This window comes from Thioalkalivibrio sp. ALE30 (genome assembly GCF_000377465.1).
GTDB lineage: Bacteria > Pseudomonadota > Gammaproteobacteria > Ectothiorhodospirales > Ectothiorhodospiraceae > Thioalkalivibrio.
Window position 1 is genome coordinate 115,272 of sequence record NZ_KB898173.1, and the last position, 15,782, is coordinate 131,053.

The 15,782-nt window shown below is 68.0% G+C and carries 15 protein-coding genes and 1 pseudogene; 7 read left to right on the top strand and 9 right to left on the bottom strand.

Annotated elements, in window-relative coordinates:
- Positions 1-17 precede the first annotated feature (17 nt).
- The 5 genes from rng to D107_RS0109690 all read right to left on the bottom strand — a co-directional run bounded on the left by rng (position 18) and on the right by D107_RS0109690 (position 5,022).
- The gene (rng, locus tag D107_RS0109670; protein ID WP_018867478.1) at positions 18-1,556 is read right to left on the bottom strand and encodes a ribonuclease G; all 1,539 of its coding nucleotides are present in this window, start codon (positions 1,554-1,556) and stop codon (positions 18-20) included.
- 79 nt (positions 1,557-1,635) lie between these two features.
- Positions 1,636-2,745: an AI-2E family transporter gene (locus tag D107_RS0109675; protein WP_018867479.1), complete on the bottom strand. Its 1,110-nt coding sequence runs from the start codon at positions 2,743-2,745 to the stop codon at positions 1,636-1,638.
- Positions 2,742-3,227 (bottom strand): hypothetical protein, encoded by a 486-nt coding sequence (locus D107_RS0109680; RefSeq protein ID WP_026280787.1) that lies wholly within the window; start codon positions 3,225-3,227, stop codon positions 2,742-2,744. Before D107_RS0109680 ends, D107_RS0109675 begins: the two co-directional genes overlap by 4 nt.
- Positions 3,224-3,970 carry a type 1 glutamine amidotransferase gene (locus D107_RS0109685; RefSeq protein WP_018867481.1) on the bottom strand — a complete coding sequence of 249 codons (747 nt, stop codon included), beginning with the start codon at positions 3,968-3,970 and terminating at the stop codon, positions 3,224-3,226. The genes D107_RS0109680 and D107_RS0109685 overlap by 4 nt, the downstream gene beginning before the upstream one ends.
- Before the next feature lie 143 nt (positions 3,971-4,113).
- Positions 4,114-5,022: a LysR family transcriptional regulator gene (locus D107_RS0109690; RefSeq protein ID WP_018867482.1), complete on the bottom strand. Its 909-nt coding sequence runs from the start codon at positions 5,020-5,022 to the stop codon at positions 4,114-4,116.
- Positions 5,023-5,194: 172 nt separating this feature from the next.
- Here D107_RS0109690 and D107_RS0109695 point away from each other — a divergent pair, with 172 nt between their 5' ends.
- The 4 genes and pseudogenes from D107_RS0109695 to rpmG all read left to right on the top strand — a co-directional run bounded on the left by D107_RS0109695 (position 5,195) and on the right by rpmG (position 7,720).
- The gene (locus tag D107_RS0109695) at positions 5,195-5,449 is read left to right on the top strand and encodes a hypothetical protein (RefSeq protein WP_018881349.1); all 255 of its coding nucleotides are present in this window, start codon (positions 5,195-5,197) and stop codon (positions 5,447-5,449) included.
- A gap of 270 nt (positions 5,450-5,719) precedes the next feature.
- A pseudogene (locus D107_RS0109700) lies at positions 5,720-7,204 on the top strand (putative bifunctional diguanylate cyclase/phosphodiesterase); the annotation flags it as partial.
- A gap of 96 nt (positions 7,205-7,300) precedes the next feature.
- Positions 7,301-7,537 (top strand): 50S ribosomal protein L28, encoded by a 237-nt coding sequence (gene rpmB / locus D107_RS0109705; RefSeq protein WP_017941409.1) that lies wholly within the window; start codon positions 7,301-7,303, stop codon positions 7,535-7,537.
- Positions 7,538-7,549: 12 nt separating this feature from the next.
- Positions 7,550-7,720 carry a 50S ribosomal protein L33 gene (rpmG, locus tag D107_RS0109710; protein WP_017941410.1) on the top strand — a complete coding sequence of 57 codons (171 nt, stop codon included), beginning with the start codon at positions 7,550-7,552 and terminating at the stop codon, positions 7,718-7,720.
- Positions 7,721-7,852: 132 nt separating this feature from the next.
- Here rpmG and D107_RS0109715 read toward each other — a convergent pair whose 3' ends face one another.
- Positions 7,853-8,083 carry a hypothetical protein gene (locus D107_RS0109715; RefSeq protein WP_018867485.1) on the bottom strand — a complete coding sequence of 77 codons (231 nt, stop codon included), beginning with the start codon at positions 8,081-8,083 and terminating at the stop codon, positions 7,853-7,855.
- A gap of 84 nt (positions 8,084-8,167) precedes the next feature.
- Here D107_RS0109715 and D107_RS0109720 point away from each other — a divergent pair, with 84 nt between their 5' ends.
- The 3 genes from D107_RS0109720 to mutM are packed head-to-tail and all read left to right on the top strand — an operon-like array spanning position 8,168 to position 11,141.
- Positions 8,168-9,382 carry an EAL and HDOD domain-containing protein gene (locus D107_RS0109720; RefSeq protein WP_018881351.1) on the top strand — a complete coding sequence of 405 codons (1,215 nt, stop codon included), beginning with the start codon at positions 8,168-8,170 and terminating at the stop codon, positions 9,380-9,382.
- 3 nt (positions 9,383-9,385) lie between these two features.
- Positions 9,386-10,333: a hypothetical protein gene (locus tag D107_RS0109725; protein WP_018881352.1), complete on the top strand. Its 948-nt coding sequence runs from the start codon at positions 9,386-9,388 to the stop codon at positions 10,331-10,333.
- Positions 10,326-11,141: a bifunctional DNA-formamidopyrimidine glycosylase/DNA-(apurinic or apyrimidinic site) lyase gene (gene mutM, locus D107_RS0109730; protein ID WP_018881353.1), complete on the top strand. Its 816-nt coding sequence runs from the start codon at positions 10,326-10,328 to the stop codon at positions 11,139-11,141. The genes D107_RS0109725 and mutM overlap by 8 nt, the downstream gene beginning before the upstream one ends.
- Before the next feature lie 336 nt (positions 11,142-11,477).
- Here mutM and D107_RS0109735 read toward each other — a convergent pair whose 3' ends face one another.
- Genes D107_RS0109735 through D107_RS0109745 form a run of 3 tightly spaced genes read right to left on the bottom strand, consistent with a single transcriptional unit; the run spans position 11,478 to position 15,737 of the window.
- Positions 11,478-13,094: an ABC transporter ATP-binding protein gene (locus D107_RS0109735; protein WP_018881354.1), complete on the bottom strand. Its 1,617-nt coding sequence runs from the start codon at positions 13,092-13,094 to the stop codon at positions 11,478-11,480.
- Positions 13,095-13,096: 2 nt separating this feature from the next.
- On the bottom strand, positions 13,097-14,365 hold the full coding sequence (locus tag D107_RS0109740; protein WP_018867490.1) for an ABC transporter permease: 1,269 nt from the start codon (positions 14,363-14,365) through the stop codon (positions 13,097-13,099).
- The gene (locus tag D107_RS0109745) at positions 14,358-15,737 is read right to left on the bottom strand and encodes an ABC transporter permease (RefSeq protein WP_018867491.1); all 1,380 of its coding nucleotides are present in this window, start codon (positions 15,735-15,737) and stop codon (positions 14,358-14,360) included. Before D107_RS0109745 ends, D107_RS0109740 begins: the two co-directional genes overlap by 8 nt.
- Between the last annotated feature and the right edge of the window lie 45 nt (positions 15,738-15,782).

Genomic DNA, 15,782 nt, shown 5'->3' on the forward strand with positions numbered 1-15,782 from the left:
TCTAGACTAGGTATAGCTCAGACGAAGACCACGTCGAACTGTTCCTGGGTGTAGAGCGTCTCCACCTGGAAGCGGATGGGGATGCCGACAAAGCTCTGCAGCTCCGCCAGCGCGGCGGATTCCTCGTCCAGCAGCAGGTCGATCACGTTCTGCGACGCCAGGACCCGCAGCTCGCGCGCGTCGTACTGGCGCACCTCGCGCAGGATCTCGCGGAACAACTCGTAGCAGACGGTCTCCGCCGATTTGAGGTAGCCGCGCCCGCCACAGACCTGGCAGGGCTCGCACATCTGGTGCTCCAGGCTCTCGCGGGTACGCTTGCGGGTCATCTCCACCAGCCCCAGCGGCGAGACGTCGCAGATCTGCGTCTTCACGTGATCCCGTTCCAGCGCCTTTTCCAGCGCTCGGATCACCTGGCGCTTGTGCTCGTCGTCCTGCATGTCGATGAAATCGATGATGATGATCCCGCCGAGATTGCGCAGGCGCAGCTGGCGCCCGATGGCCTGGGCCGCCTCCAGGTTGGTCTTGAAGATCGTCTCCTCGAGCTTGCGATGGCCGACAAAGCCGCCGGTGTTGATGTCGACCGTGGTCATCGCCTCGGTCTGGTCGAAGATCAGGTAGCCACCGGACTTCAGCTCCACCTTGCGCTCCAGGGCGCGGTGGATCTCCTCCTCGACGTTGAACAGGTCGAAGATCGGGCGCTCGCCGGGGTAATGCTCGATGTGCCCGATCAGTTCCGGCAGGTAGCGTTCGACGAAGCTGCAGACCTTCTGATAGGTCTCGCGCGAGTCGATACGGATGCGCTCGATATCCACTCCCACCATGTCGCGCAGGATGCGCTCGACCAGCGGCAGGTCGGCGTAGACCTCGGTCCCCGGCGGCGCGCTGGCGGCCTGCTCCTGCAGGCTGTCCCAGACCTTCTTCAGGAAGGCGGTATCGTTGTACAGGGCCTCGTAGTCGGCCAGCTCCGCGGCGGTGCGCACGATGAAGCCGTGCTGCGGGGCCAGCTCGTCACGCAGCTGCTCGATGGACTCGCGCAGCCGCGCGCGCACGCCCTCGTCCTCGATGCGCGTGCTCACCCCGACATTCGACTGGTTCGGCATCAGCACCAGGTTGCGCGACGGCAGCGTGATGTAGGTGGTCAGACGCGCGCCCTTGGACCCCAGCGGGTCCTTGACCGCCTGGACCAGGACGTCCTGCCCCTCGCGCAGCAGTTCGCGGATGCCCTCGCGCGCCGGCGCCGCGCCGCCATTGGCGGTCCCGTTGCCCGCGGCGGTTGCCGGGGCATCCCCGCCCGACAGCGCATTGCCATTGAGCTCCTCGCGCTCCACCGGCGCCACGTCGGAGGCGTGCAGGAAGGCCGTACGCTCCAGGCCGATGTCGACAAAGGCTGCGTCCATGCCCGGCAGCACGCGCACCACCCGACCCTTGTAGATGTTGCCCACGATCCCGCGGCGACGGGTGCGTTCCAGGTGCAGCTCGGTCAGGACGCCGTTTTCCACCAGGGCCACACGGCTCTCCTGGGGCGTCACATTCATCAGGATCTCGGTTCCGGTCATGCGTTCTTCTTGTTATCGAATGGGGACCAACCAGCCGCCGGGCCCGCGGGCGGGCGCGGCGGAGGTCCGGGATTTCGGGCTACTTGGTGACGGCTTCGGCCGAACCGGCCTCGCCGTCCGTCGAGGTTTCGGGCGGCGGGTGCTGGGCTCGCGGCCAGGACTTGATCACCGCATGCACCAGGGTCGCCAGCGGGATGGCGAAGAACACCCCCCAGAGCCCCCAGATGCCGCCGAACACGAACACCGCGGCGATAATCGCCACCGGGTGCAGGTTGACCACCTCCGAGAACAGCAGCGGCACCAGCACGTTGCCGTCGAGGAACTGGATCACCCCGTAGGCGATCAGCACCCAGGCGAACTCGGAACTCAGGCCGAACTGGAAATAGGCGACCGCGGCCACCGGGATGGTCACCACCGCCGCCCCGATGTACGGGATGATCACCGAGATGCCCACCATGAACGACAGCAGCACCGCGTATTCCAGCCCGAACCAGTTGAAGGTCAGGAAGGTGACCGCCCAGACGATCACGATCTCGATGAACTTGCCGCGCACGTAGCTGGCGATCTTCAGGTTCACCTCGCGCCACACCTGGCTGGCCAGGTGGGTATCCCGGGGCATGAACCCGCGCACCCAGCCGAGGATCAGGTCACGGTCCTTCAGCATGAAGAACACCATCAGCGGGACCACGATCAGGTAGATCACCACGTCCACGATGTGCCGCGCCGAGGACAGCGAGAAGGACACCACACGCTGCCCCAGCAGGGTCGCCTCGGCGCGGATCGCCCCCATCAGCTCGAGGACCTGTTCGTCGGTAATCAGCTGCGGGTAGCGCTCGGGCAGCTGCAGCAGCAGCTTCTGGCCCTCCGAGATCATGCCCGGCAGCTCGCGCACCAGCTGGGTGACCTGGGCCGACATCAGCGGCACCACACTGAACAGCGCCGCAACGGTGAGTGCCAGAAAGGCCAGCAGCACGCAGGTGACCGCGAGGATACGCGGGATGTGCCAGAGGACCAGCCTCCGCACCGCGCCCTCCAGCAGGTAGGCAATGATCAGCGAGGCCAGCAGCGGCGCCAGGATGCGCCCGGCAAAGATGATGACCAGGAATCCCGCGAGCAGCAGAAACGCCAGGATCACCACCTGCGGATCGGTGAAATGACGCTGGTACCACTGACGCAGGATGTCGATCATCGCGACGCTCCTCCCGCCTCCGGGTCATCCCCCTCCGCGGAACGAGTCGGGTCCTGGGCCACCGCCTTCTCGTAATGGGTACGGAAGACGACCTCCAGCTCGTCGATCACCTCCACCGCCGGACGCCCCTGCATCACGTGCTGTCCCATCAGGGCCGAGGTCTCGTTCAGCAGCTTGGAGCGATCCAGCATGTGGTAGGTCGCCGACAGGCGGCGCATGGCCTTGATCACCGACTCGCTCTCCGGCCGCGGAATGGGCTCCGGCTCGGGCACCGGCTCCGGTGCGGGGGCCGGCGATTCCTGCTCCAGAAAGCGGGCAAACTTCAGCAGGCTGGCCTGGTCCTCGGGCGACAGCCGCGCCGCGATCTCGGCGATCGCCCGCGCCGGGTCCTCGCGGCCCTTCTTGCGCGCGCCCCCCAGCACCGAGCCGAGATCGCCTCCCGACAGACCGCCATCGCTGCCCATGCCCAGTGGAGGGATCATCCCTCGTCCTCGATCTTCAGGCTGAATACCGGCATCTTGCGGCGCTCCTGCATCAGGCCCAGCGCCTTCACCAGCGCCACGATCACGTCCTCGGTCACCTTCTGCATCTCGCCCCATTCCACGCGCGCCTCGCCCAGGAGTTCGCCCATGTTCGGCGGCGGGTTGTGACGCGCCTCCATGATGATGTCCTCGAGCATCCCGGGCTTCATCTCGGGTCGAAACAGCATGCCATAGGTCAGTTCGTCCGGCCGGATCGCCAGCCAGTCGCCGTCGTCGTCCACCAGCACCGGCTGCACGCCGTCCGGCAGGTCGACCCGGCCATTGACCAGTTGCAGCACCCGTCGGCCATCCAGGGCCTCGGCGAGTTCGTCGCCCTCGCCCGCCGCGGTCTTGTGTGCGGTCACGAAACGCGCGCGATACATCGGGTCCTCGTGCGCGGTGCCACCGGCCTGCTCGGCCACCAGCAATCCGCCCATGCCGATCCCGACTACCGGGCGCTTCGAACGGCGAAAGATGTCGATCAGCGACAGCTCGTCCGGGACCTGCGGGTTCTCCTCGTGATCCGCGGTCGGCCAGGCGCCGCCCAGCAGCCACAGCCCGTCGAACTGGGCCGCGGAACCGGGCAGATCCTGCCCCACGAACGGCCGATAGTAGGAAAAGCCAATATCGCGTTTTTCCAGCTGTGACTCGATCAGTCCGAGAAACTCGGAATAGGTATGCTGCACTACGCAGTAGTTCTTCATGTCGCGTCTATCCTGATTTTGTATTCGGGTCCGGGCGAGGAAAACACGGATCGGGGCCGGCTCGCGGCGGCGTCACTCCGACCGGCGAACAACGCACATGACGGCCGTGCGGTTGCCCGGCATCGCGGACCGCACCGCGTACCTCAATCCCGGTTTTCCTCTGCCGTGCAGTATCCGCGCAGGAACTGCATCAACACCTCCAGCGTGGGCACGCGGAACTTCTGCCGCGCGTGCACCAGGGAGATCGGCCGTTCCAGCGGCGGTGACAGTGGCAGTGCCACCAGTTCGCCCAGTTCCAGCTCCTTGGCCACCACCGCCTCGGACAGCACCGAGAGCCCCATACGGGCCACTACCGCACCCTTGATCGCCTCCGAACTGCCCAGTTCCATGCAGCCCCGCAGGCTGCTGCGGTCGTACCCGGCGCGCCCAAGGTACTCCATGATGACCTCGCGGGTCCCGGAACCCTCCTCGCGGCATATGAATGGGCGCTCGATGAAGTCCGCGACGCGGACGCTCTCGCGCGTGGCCAGTTCGTGATCCGGCGGCACGATCAGGCGCAACTGATCGACCAGGCAGGGCTGTACCTGCAGACTGCGGTGGGTCACCGGGGCCTCGACAATGCCGAGATCCACGCTGCCCTCCTCGACCATGAGCACCACGCTCTCGGTATTGCCCACCCGCAGGCGGATGCCGATATCCGGATGCTCGCGACGGAAGGCCCCCAGCAGCGCCGGCAGCATGTATTCCGCCACCGTGGTACTGGCCCCGATCACCAGCGCCCCGCCATTCGCGCCCTTCAGCTCGCGCAGGGCGGCCTCCAGCTCGCCGTAGGTGTCGAAGATGCGCTCGGCATAGCGTTGCACGAGCCGCCCGGCATCGGTCAGTGTGACCCGATTGTGATTGCGATCGAACAACCGGGTATCCAGCTGTTCCTCCAGCTGCCGCACCTGGAAGGTCACCGCCGGCTGCGTCATGTGCAGCACTTCGGCGGCGCGGGTGAAGGACAACAGGCGCGCAACCGTTAGAAAGACCTGCAACCGCCGATCAGCCATGCCGCCCCGTCCTGGAGAATAAAGTCCGTACCATCCCCGGATGCTACCAAGCCCCCGCGACGGGCAACAGCGACCCGCCGCCCGGATGCATCGACCCGGATCATACCCCCGCCCGCGCGAGAAACGTCTATAAGGGAATCACGACATCATGGCGCAAGCCGAAGGAACCGGAATGGGGGCATCCCCGTACCACGCCTGGTCGCATGGGCGCTCGCAAGGCATCCACAAGCGCTGGAGGGTCGCCGGGACTGCCGCCGCCACGCTCCTGATGGCACTGGTCACCCTGCTGGTCTATCAGACCGGCGGCACCTCCACGGCCTACCTCAACTTCATCCTGATCCCGGTGCTGCTGGGGGCGGCCCTGTTCGGCCTGTGGGGCGGGCTGGCCTTCGGGCTGCTGGCCGGCCTGCTCCTAGGGAGACGCTGATTGAATCGCACGTCCGCGTTGGCGCCCCCTGTTTTCCGAGACAAGGCGCGGCGTGCAGCGGGTAGTGGTTCTACCCGCAAGCGGCGCAACGCAGGATCGGGGAACAGGGGGCACCAACCCCACAAGCCATCGAAATCAGGGGCTCGAGTCGCTTTTGCGCGCGCACGGCGTTGCGGCTCCCTTGTGCAGAATGACTGCACGGCAGTCACCGCGCCTTGTTCGCACGCAAAAGCGACTCGAGCGCGGACGTGCGATTCAATCAGCGTCTCCCTGGGGCCCTTCATGCCCCTGGACACCACCACCGGGGCGGCCCAGCCCGCCCTGAACTGGCTCACGCGCACGGGCATCTACGTGGTGCTGGGCGGCTTCTCCGGCTGGCTCTTCGACACCCTGCGGCGGCATTCCGGCCGTCTGCTGGAGCAGGCCTACACCAACCCGGTAACCAACCTGCCCAACCGCGAGTCGCTGGAACAGTACGTCCAGCAGCTGATGCGCCAGGCGGAGGCCCCGCAGGCCGCCGCCACACGGGTGTTCGTGATCAGCCTGCAAATGGACAACTACCAGGACAGCATCAGCGCCCTGGGCCTGGCCGCCGAGCGTCCCCTGCTGCGCGGCATTGCCGACCGCATGCAGGGCGTGGCCGGTCCTGCCGGGGCCGACGTGTTTCATATCCACGACGACCACTTCGCCCTGATCCTGCCGCACCGCGGGCGCAAGGAGGCCCTGGCGGTAACCCAGGCGGTGATCGACGCCCTGCAGGCCCCCTTCGAGGTCTACGACATCCCGGTTTATCTCGGGGCCCACGCGGGGATCTCGTCCTTCCCCTTCCACGAGCAGGACGAGCCGACCCGGCTGCTGACCAGGGCCTGGATGGCCATGCACCAGGCGAGCCATTCGGGCCGGCGCTACCGCAGCTATGACCGGCGCAGCGACGACCACAGCCTGCATACGGTCGAGCTCCTCGGCGAGCTCCAGGGCGCCCTGGACGACGGCCAGCTGCACCTGCACTACCAGCCCAAGGTGGACCTGGAGACCCGGCAACTGATCGGGCTGGAAGCCCTGCTGCGCTGGGAACACCCCACGCGCGGACGCATCTCCCCGGGCGAGTTCATCCCGCAGGCGGAGCGCACCGGGCTGATCCACGAGCTGACGCGCCGCGTCCTGCGCCTGGCCCTCGCGGACCTCGCCACCCTGCGCGAGCACGGCCTGACCATGCCGGTCAGCATCAACATCTCCGCACGCAATTTCCTCGACCCGGCATTCGCCGATGATCTGCTGGAACAGGTACACGCCTCCGGCCTGCCCCCCTGCGCCCTGGAGCTCGAGTTCACCGAGACCGCCCTGATGGCCGATCCGGACGAGGTGATCACCGCCCTCAACCGCCTGACCGCCGCCGGGCTGGCGCTCGCCATCGACGACTTCGGCACCGGCTACTCCTCGCTGGCCTATCTCAAGCGGATGCCGGTCACCACCCTCAAGATCGATCAGGCCTTCGTGCGCCAGATGCTGGAACACGCGGTGGATGCGCAGATCACCCGCGCCAGCATCAGTCTCGCCCGCGACCTCGGGCTGAAGGTGGTGGCGGAAGGGGCGGAGGACGCCGCCACCCTGGACACCCTGCAACAATGGGGCTGCGACGCGGCCCAGGGCTTCGGCATCGCCCGTCCGATGCCGCTGGACTCAACGCTTGCCTGGGCCCGCGAATGCGGCGTGGCGCCCCGGGTCCGAGCCCACTGCGCCCCCGGGGCCAACTGAGCGCGCCGCGCCAGACCCGTTTCTCCCTTGCACCGGCCCCGGGGCTGCGCTATAGTCCGCCGTCTTTCTGGTAGACCCAAATTCCGGAGTCCCCCGATGGCCCGAGTATGTCAGGTGACCGGCAAGCGCCCGGCGACCGGTAACAACGTTTCGCACGCCCACCGCAAGACGCGGCGGCGCTTCCTGCCCAATCTGCACTCCCACCGTTTCTGGGTGGAGAGCGAGAACCGTTTCGTACGCCTGCGCGTCAGCAGCAAGGGCATGCGCATTATCGACAAGCGCGGCATCGACGCGGTCCTGGCGGACTGCCGTGCCCGCGGTGAAAAGGTCTAAGGAGGCTTCACGATGGCTGCCAAGTCCGCACGCGACAAGATCCGCCTGGTGTCCTCCGCCGGCACCGGCCACTTCTACACCACGTCGAAGAACAAGCGGAACATGCCCGAGAAGATGGAGATCAAGAAGTTCGATCCCGTCGTCCGCAAGCATGTGATGTACAAGGAAGCCAAGATCAAGTAATCGCGCCCCCCGGCACGATTGCCTGATCCCGGGCGAAAAAGGGCCCGGCCCGCTCACGCGGTGCCGGGCCCTTTTTGTGTCTGCGTGGCCGGAAGCCCCGGATGCACCGCAACGCGCACCCGGGGCCCATCCTCAGACCGGATCCGGCTGACCACCCTTCCCGGATGCCGCGCTGCCCTCCGCAGCGGTCTCCGCCCAGCGCGTCATCACGCGCCCCCAACGATGCGCGGTCGCCGGGTCCAGTTCGATCTTGGTATAACGTTCGCCATCGCGGATAATAACCCGCAGCAACGGAACCCCCGAGTCGTGCAGGATCTGGCGCAACTCCACGACTTCGCCAAATGGCGCATCAATCGAATCCATGGTGCGTGTGTTCCTCCCGAGCCGGCCTGCCGCACTTCGTCGTGGCCGCCCATCCGTGATTGATCGTGTTCACCTGACGCAAGCATGCAACCAATTTTTGTCGGCCGGCAACCCATCTTCGACGATCAGGAGAACCTGGTCGGCTTCGAGCTCCTCTTTCGCGCGGGGCATATGGATACCGCCTCGGTCACCGACGGCGACCTGGCCACCTCCGATCTCCTGCGCAGCGCCTTTATCGACATCGGGCTGGAGCATCTCGTCGGCGAGCACCTGGCGTTCGTCAATCTGACCCGCGGCTTCCTCGAGCACGACGTCATCACCAGCCTGCCACCGGAGCAGGTGGTGCTGGAGATCCTTGAGGATGTCGAGATCGACGCCGAAGTGGTCGCCGCCGTGCGCCGCCTGAAGGCCCGGGGCTTTCGCATTGCGCTCGACGACTACCAGTTCCAGGAGAGCCACGCGGAACTGGTCGAGCTGGCCGATCTCGTCAAGCTCGACGTGCTGACCCTGGGCCGCGAACGCCTGGAGCAGGAAGTCGACACCCTGCGCGGCTTCGGAGTGGAACTGCTGGCCGAGAAGGTCGAGACCGCCGAGGACTATGCGCGCTGCCGACACCTCGGGTTCAGCCTGTTCCAGGGCTTTCACCTGTCCTTCCCCCACGTGATCGAGGGGCAGCGCCTGGAGAGCCTGGAGCTCGCCCTGCTCCGCCTGCTGAAGGCCCTGCAGGCACCCGACCCCACGCCGGCCGAACTGGAGAGCCTGATCGCCGCCGAACCGGGGCTGGCGATCCAGCTGCTGCGCCTCGCCAACAGCCCAGCCTACCGGGGCCGGCGGGCCACGGACTCCCTGTACGACGCGATCCTGCGGCTGGGCCAGGGGCGAATCAAGCGCCTGGCGATGCTGATGGTCCTGCGCGGCGCCGACGGCCAGAGCCACGGTCTCGAACAGGTCATGATCCGCGCCCGCATGGGCATGCTGATGGCCCGCGCCCTGGGCCTGCCCCCGGAGGAATGCGAGCGCTACTTCACGCTCGGCATGCTGTCCGGCCTGGACCGAGTGCTGGGTGTGCCGCTGCGGCGCATCCTCGGCGAACTCCACCTGTCCACGGAGATGGAACAGGCACTGCTGGAGGGGAGCGGCCCGCTGGCGCCGCTGCTGGCGACCATCGCCGCCTTCGAGGGCCCGGCGCTGCCGCCCGACAGCGAGAATGCCCCCGTCCCCGCGCCGGTCTCCAGCCGGCTCTACCTGGAAGCCGTACGCTGGACCGAGGACCTTCTCGCATCCCTGGCGGAGCCCTAGACGATGACCCTCACCCTGCGCAGCCAGCTGATGCCGGAAGCCGCGACAGGCCCCGACACGGGGTTGCGGATCCGGCTGCGCGAGCCCGCAGGGATCGAGGCCGCGCGCGGCACCCTCGAGATCCATCCGGGACTGAGCCCCCTGGCGCCGGATGACTATGTCGAATACTGGACCGCCCCCGGCACGCCGCGCTCCTCCCGCGAGGGCCCCGTGTACCTGCTGGAACACGACGATGTGCTGTTTGCGAGCTGGACCGGCCCGGACCACGGGCTGCGGGAGCAGACCGAACAGGCCTACCAGTCGCTGCTGGCCGCCTGCCGCACGCGCGGCTACGAACACCTGGCGCGCATCTGGAACTTCTTCGGCGATATCCACGGCGAAGAGGACGGACTGGAACGCTACCAGGCGTTCTGTGTCGGGCGCGCCGCCGCCCTGGAGGCTCTGCAGGTCCCGCTGGCCAGCATGCCGGCCGCCACCGCGATCGGTGGCGACCGGCGCCAGCTGGTGATCTACCTGATCGCCACCCGGACACCGGCGAAACCGCTGGAGAACCCGCGCCAGGTCAGCGCCTACCACTACCCAGCGCGCTACAGCCCGAAGAGCCCGACCTTTGCCCGCGCCACACGACTGGATACGGCCGACGGCCCGCTGATCCTGCTCTCCGGCACCGCCAGCATCGTCGGCCACGAGAGCCGGCACCCGGACGACGTGGTGGCCCAGACGCGCGAGACCCTCGCCAACCTCCAGGCCCTGCACAATACCGCCGGGCGCAAGCTGCCCCGGCCGTCCTGGTTGCGTGTCTACCTGCGCCGCCCGGAGGACCGCCCCCGGGTCGCGGCCGTGCTGGCGGAACACTACAACGCGGCCCACCCGGGTCCGATCGTGCAGTGGGTGCGCGGCGACATCTGCCGCCGCGAGCTGCTGCTGGAGATCGAGGGCGTGCATGCCTGAACTGCCCGAGGTCGAGACCACCCGACGCGGTCTGGGACCCCTGCTGGCCGAGCGCCGCATCACCGCCTTCGAGGTCCGCGAGCCACGCCTGCGCTGGCCCGTCCCCGAAGACCTGACCACGCGGCTGGCCGACGCGCAGGTCCACCGACTGGCCCGCCGGGCCAAGTATCTCCTGCTGGAGACGGATCGCGCCGGCGTGCTGCTGCACCTGGGGATGTCCGGCAGCCTGCGCCACTGCCCGCCGGAGACACCACTGCGACGCCACGACCACCTGATCGTTCACCTCGACAACGGCTATCAGGTCCGACTGCATGACCCGCGCCGCTTCGGCTGCTGTCTGCCGCTACCAGACGACGGCACCCCGCATCCGCTCCTGGCTGAGCTCGGCCCGGAACCCCTGGACCCCGCATTCGATGGCGACACCCTCTTCCTGCGCAGCCGCGGCCGCCGTGGCCCGGTGAAGGCCTTCATCATGGACCAGGCCATTGTGGTCGGGGTCGGCAACATCTACGCCACCGAGGCCCTGTTCCTCGCCGGCATCCGGCCCGGTCGCGCGGCCGGCCGGGTCACCCGCGCGGAATACCAGCGCCTGGCCGCACACATCAAGGCCGTACTGGCCGAGGCCATCGAGCAGGGCGGGACCACCCTGCGCGACTTCCTCCGCGAGGACGGTACCCACGGCTACTTCCGCCAGTCCCTGCACGTCTACGGCCGCGCCGGGGAACCCTGCCACGTCTGCGCCGATGTACTGCGCACCCGCCGCATCGGCCAGCGCGCCAGCAGCTACTGCCCCACCTGCCAGAAATAGCCGCCCGCTGTGGCCTGGAGGCCGCGAAAGGCTTTTTTACCACAGAGGGCACGGAGGACACGGAGAAGGGCGGGTCACAGGAAGACAGGAAGCTCGCGAAGGTTTCTTCTGGTATGGAGTGTGATCGCGGTCATACCAACCCTCGAGAAGCGGAGAGCCTGGATATCACCCAGGACAAGACCGATTGCCAGCCCACTACAAACCGCCCTTGGTCTTCTCCGTGCACTCGGTCTCCTCTGTGGTGCAAAAATGCCCTTGACCTTCTTCGTGCCTTCGTGCACTTCGTGGTGAATCAAAACGACCGCACCAAGGCACATTGCCGCCGGCTCGCCCGGTTCAGAGGTAGCGCGAGACGCGGGGCACGGCGTCCAGCAGGTGGCGGGTGTACTCGGCCTTCGGACTGGCCAGCACCTCCGCGGTGGCGCCGATCTCTTCCATGCGCCCGTCGTGCATCACCAGCATGCGATCGGAGAAGTACTCGACCACGCCCATGTCGTGGGTGATGAAGATCATCGCCAGACGCCGCTCGGCCCGCAGCCGGGCGAGGATCTGCAGCACCTCGGCCTGCACCGACACGTCCAGCGCACTGGTGACCTCGTCGCAGATGATCACGTCCGGATCCAGCACCAGGGCCCGCGCGATCGCGATGCGCTGGCGCTGACCGCCGGAGAACTCGTGCGGATAGCGCCACAGGGTATCTTCCGGCAGCGCCACCTGCTGCAGGACCTGCCCGGCCAGGGCGATGCGTTCGTCCACGTCCGCCCCGATGCCGTGCACCGCCATCGGCTCGGTCAGCAGCGTCAGCACGTTCAGGCGCGGATTCAGGGACGAGGCCGGGTCCTGGAACACCACCTGCAGGTGGCGCCGCAGTCGGCGCAGGGGCTTGCGCGGCATGCGGGTCAGCGACTCGCCGCGGTAGCGGACCTCGCCACCGGTCGGTTCCACCAGGCGCAGGATGGCCCGGCCCAGGGTGGTCTTGCCACAGCCGGATTCGCCGACCACCGCCAGCACCTCGCCGTTCTCCAGCTCGAAACTGACATCGTCCACCGCGCGCACCACGTCGACCTGGCGGCGCATCAGCCCCTTGAGCACCGGGAAGTGCACCTGCAGCCCGGAGACCTGCAGCAGCGCATTGCGTCCGGCGCCCGGCACCGGCGGCAGCGGGGGCAGATTCTCCGGCAGGGCCTGGATCAGCTTGCGCGTATAAGCATCCTGCGGGTCGCGCAACAACGGCAGGCACTCGCCCTGCTCCACCAGCCGCCCCTCGCGCATCACCGCCACCCGGTCGGCCACCGAGGCCACCACCCCGAAGTCGTGGGTGATCAGCAGCACCGCCATGCCGTTCTTCTCGCGCAGGCGGTCGATCAGCTTCAGGATCTCGGCCTGGATGGTCACGTCCAGCGCGGTAGTCGGCTCGTCCGCGATCAGCAGGTCCGGCTCCGCCACCAGCGCCATCGCGATCATTACCCGCTGGCGCTGCCCGCCGGAGAGCTTGTGCGGATACTCGTCGCGGCGCTGTTCGGGGTTCGGCAGCTGCACCTCGCGCAGCACCTCCAGCGTGCGCGCGGCGCGCTGCTCCGGGCTCATCTGGGGGCGGTGCAGACGCAGCACCTCCTCGATCTGATCGCCCACGGTCAGCACCGGATTCAGCGAAGTCATCGGCTCCTGGAAGATCATCCCCACTCGGTCGCCGCGTACCTGCTGCATCGCCGGGGCTGGCAGCCCCAGCAGTTCCTGGCGTCCCTCGCGCCCGGCCAGCCAGACCTCGCCCGTGGGGCGCTCGAAGCCCTCGTCCAGCAGGCGCATGATCGCCAGCGCGGTGATCGACTTGCCGGAACCCGACTCCCCGACCAGCGCGAACAGTTCGCCACCGCGGATGGCGAAGCTCGCCTCCGCAACCAGCGGTGCCTCGCTGTCACGGTGACGGATCTGCAGGTTGCGCACCTCCAGCATGTTCAGCGCACCCCGCCGCTGGTCGCGCTGGTGGCACCGGCCGCCGGACGCGCGCCGGCATCGCGATTGGCACTGCGCGCGGCCGAGCGCGCGTGCGGGTCCACGGCGTCGCGCAGGGCCTCGCCGATCAGGTTGTAGGCGAACACCGTCAGGAAGATCGCCCCGCCGGGGAAGGCCGCCATCCACCAGTTGAAGGTGGAACTCTGTACCGCCTGGTTCAGCATCTGCCCCCAGGAGGGATCATCCACCAGACCCAGGCCGAGGAACGACAGCGTCGCCTCGGCGAGGATGGCCGAGGCGACCCCGAAACTGGCTGCCACCAGGATCGGCGCGATCCCGTTCGGCAGCATGTGCCGGAACAGGATCGACGGCAGCGACAGACCCGACGCGATCGCCCCCTGCACGAAGTCCTGCTGGCGCAGGCGCAGGAACTCCGCGCGCACATAGCGCGCGTAGCCGGACCAGGAGGTCAGGCCGATGATCAGCATCATCAGGTACAGCGAGCGGCCGAAGAAGGCAACGAAGGTCAGCAGCAGGAACAGCGTCGGGATCGCCTCGAAGATCTCCACCAGGCGCATGCCGATGATGTCCACGATCCCCGAGAAGTAGCCCATCAGCCCGCCCAGGATCACCCCGATCCCCAGCGCGATCCCGGTGGCGATGAAGCCGATGGACAGCGCGATGCGCGAGGCGTGGATCATGCGCGAGAGGACATCCGCACCGGTGTCGTCAGTGCCGAACCAGTGCACCCGGTCCGGCGCCTCGCGCGGGGCCTCCAGGCCGGTATCGGCATAGTCGCGCAGGTAGTCGCGCGGCGAATACGGGATCGGGGCACGAATCACCGTCTGGTATTCGCCCATGCGCTCGGCCTCGCGGTACTGATCGTGGATCACCAGCGACGGCGGCGAGACCGTCTGCCAGGCCACCGCGGCCAGCACCGCGCCCAGCGCGGCCCACAGTCCGAAGCGTCGCCAGGGCCGCCCGGGCAGGCGCCAGAAGACCAGCGCCAGCACCAGCAGACCGAACAGCGTCACGTCGGCCGCTGTCAGATAGCGCAGGAAGGGCATCGCCCACTCGCCGTCGGTGGTCTGCACCAGCAGCGGATGGGAGGTCGCCAGCACCGGCGCGAGGATCGCCACCAGGGTCAGCAGCGCGATCCAGCCAATCCCGAGGCGCGCGCCCCAGCGCAGCAGGACCTCGCCCACCACGCGCCGCGCCCAGGAGCGGCTGCGGCGACCCCCGGTTTCCGGATGGCGGCTCGGCTCAGTCATAGTTCACCCGCGGATCGACGATGGCGTAGGCGAGGTCCGCCAGCAGGTAGCCGACCAGGGTCAGCACCCCGGAGATCAGGGTGATCGACAGCACCAGTTCGCGGTCGCGCGTCTGCACGGCCTCCACCGCCAGCTTGCCCATGCCGTCAATGGAGAAGATCGCCTCCACGATCACCGAACCGGCCAGCAGCGAGGGCAACAGGGTGGCGGACACGGTGATCAGCGGCAGCAGGGAGTTGCGGAACACGTGGCGCCACAGCACGTCGTGCTCGGCGACCCCCTTGGCCCGCGCGGTGCGCGCATAGTCCGAGGTCAGGTTCTCCAGCACCGCCGAGCGCGACAGCTTGGCCAGGAACGCCAGCCCGCCGTAGGACAGACACAGCACCGGCAGCACCAGGTGCCAGGCCCGATCCAGCAGGAAGCCGGGCACCATGCTGCCCGGCGCCAGTCCGAGGGCCAGCGCAAGCCCCGCGCCCAGCCCCAGCGTGCCCAGATAGAAGCCGCGCAGCACCCCCCAGTCACTGTGCGCCATCAGCCAGCCGACCGCGGCGCCGACCCCCATGGCGACCCCGGTACTGACCGTCCCGGCAACGGCCAGGTCGCGGAACATCAGCCAGCCACACAGGGCCCCGAGCACGGCCCCGAGCCCGCCACGGATCCGCGCCGGCAGGGTTCGCGCCAGGTAGATCCCCAGGGCCGCGCCCAGAAACGGCAGGACCAGCAGCAGCGGCAGGGCCCACACCACCTCCACCGTCGGCAGGAAGGTCATGTCCAGTGCCGCGCGCTGGCTGATGCCCCCGGTGGGAAACCACTGCCAGAACTGGTCGGAGGCGAAGAAGCCGATCAGCAGCACGCCCGCCAGCATGGTCGGCACCGACCACAGCGCCAGCAACACCACGCCGGATTGCGAGTCGAAGGCCTGGCCGTGCTGGGTGGCCGCGCGCACCCCCACGGCCACCGCGACGATGTAGATCAGCGGGATCGACAGCACGTTCAGCAGCAGCGTAATCGGCAACCGCTCCGCGATCAGGTCGACCACCGGGCGGCCGTAGCGAAAACTGGTCCCCAGGTTGGGCGCCTTGAAGTGCGGCCATCCGGTCAGCGAACCGTCCGCGTCCTGGGCGAATCCGATCGGCGAGATGTTGTTGAGCCAGCGCCCGAACTGCACCGGCGCCGGTTGATCCAGGCCGTAGAGGCGGTTGTAGTACTCCTCCATCGCCTTCTGCGCCTGCGGCTCCAGGCCCTGCCCCTCCACCAGGGTCAGGGCGCTGATGCCCCCGGGCGCCGCCGCCATCACCGCGAACACGACCACGGTGATGCCGAACAGGGTCGGCACCATCAGGATCATGCGGCGCAGGATATAGGTCAGCATCCCGCGCGCCGCCTGCCGATCGATTCCACTGCGTGGCCCATGGGC

What these genes read in the sequence shown, in the direction of transcription:
- D107_RS0109735 (WP_018881354.1), bottom strand. Translation starts at nt 13,094, where the DNA reads ATGCTGGAGGTGCGCAACCTGCAGATCCGTCACCGTGACAGCGAGGCA.
- mutM (WP_018881353.1), top strand. Translation starts at nt 10,326, where the DNA reads ATGCCTGAACTGCCCGAGGTCGAGACCACCCGACGCGGTCTGGGACCC.
- rpmG (WP_017941410.1), top strand. Translation starts at nt 7,550, where the DNA reads ATGGCTGCCAAGTCCGCACGCGACAAGATCCGCCTGGTGTCCTCCGCC.
- D107_RS0109715 (WP_018867485.1), bottom strand. Translation starts at nt 8,083, where the DNA reads ATGGATTCGATTGATGCGCCATTTGGCGAAGTCGTGGAGTTGCGCCAG.
- D107_RS0109695 (WP_018881349.1), top strand. Translation starts at nt 5,195, where the DNA reads ATGGGGGCATCCCCGTACCACGCCTGGTCGCATGGGCGCTCGCAAGGC.
- D107_RS0109675 (WP_018867479.1), bottom strand. Translation starts at nt 2,745, where the DNA reads ATGATCGACATCCTGCGTCAGTGGTACCAGCGTCATTTCACCGATCCG.
- D107_RS0109740 (WP_018867490.1), bottom strand. Translation starts at nt 14,365, where the DNA reads ATGACTGAGCCGAGCCGCCATCCGGAAACCGGGGGTCGCCGCAGCCGC.
- D107_RS0109690 (WP_018867482.1), bottom strand. Translation starts at nt 5,022, where the DNA reads ATGGCTGATCGGCGGTTGCAGGTCTTTCTAACGGTTGCGCGCCTGTTG.
- rpmB (WP_017941409.1), top strand. Translation starts at nt 7,301, where the DNA reads ATGGCCCGAGTATGTCAGGTGACCGGCAAGCGCCCGGCGACCGGTAAC.
- D107_RS0109680 (WP_026280787.1), bottom strand. Translation starts at nt 3,227, where the DNA reads ATGATCCCTCCACTGGGCATGGGCAGCGATGGCGGTCTGTCGGGAGGC.
- D107_RS0109745 (WP_018867491.1), bottom strand. Translation starts at nt 15,737, where the DNA reads ATGCTGACCTATATCCTGCGCCGCATGATCCTGATGGTGCCGACCCTG.
- rng (WP_018867478.1), bottom strand. Translation starts at nt 1,556, where the DNA reads ATGACCGGAACCGAGATCCTGATGAATGTGACGCCCCAGGAGAGCCGT.
- D107_RS0109725 (WP_018881352.1), top strand. Translation starts at nt 9,386, where the DNA reads ATGACCCTCACCCTGCGCAGCCAGCTGATGCCGGAAGCCGCGACAGGC.
- D107_RS0109685 (WP_018867481.1), bottom strand. Translation starts at nt 3,970, where the DNA reads ATGAAGAACTACTGCGTAGTGCAGCATACCTATTCCGAGTTTCTCGGA.
- D107_RS0109720 (WP_018881351.1), top strand. Translation starts at nt 8,168, where the DNA reads ATGCAACCAATTTTTGTCGGCCGGCAACCCATCTTCGACGATCAGGAG.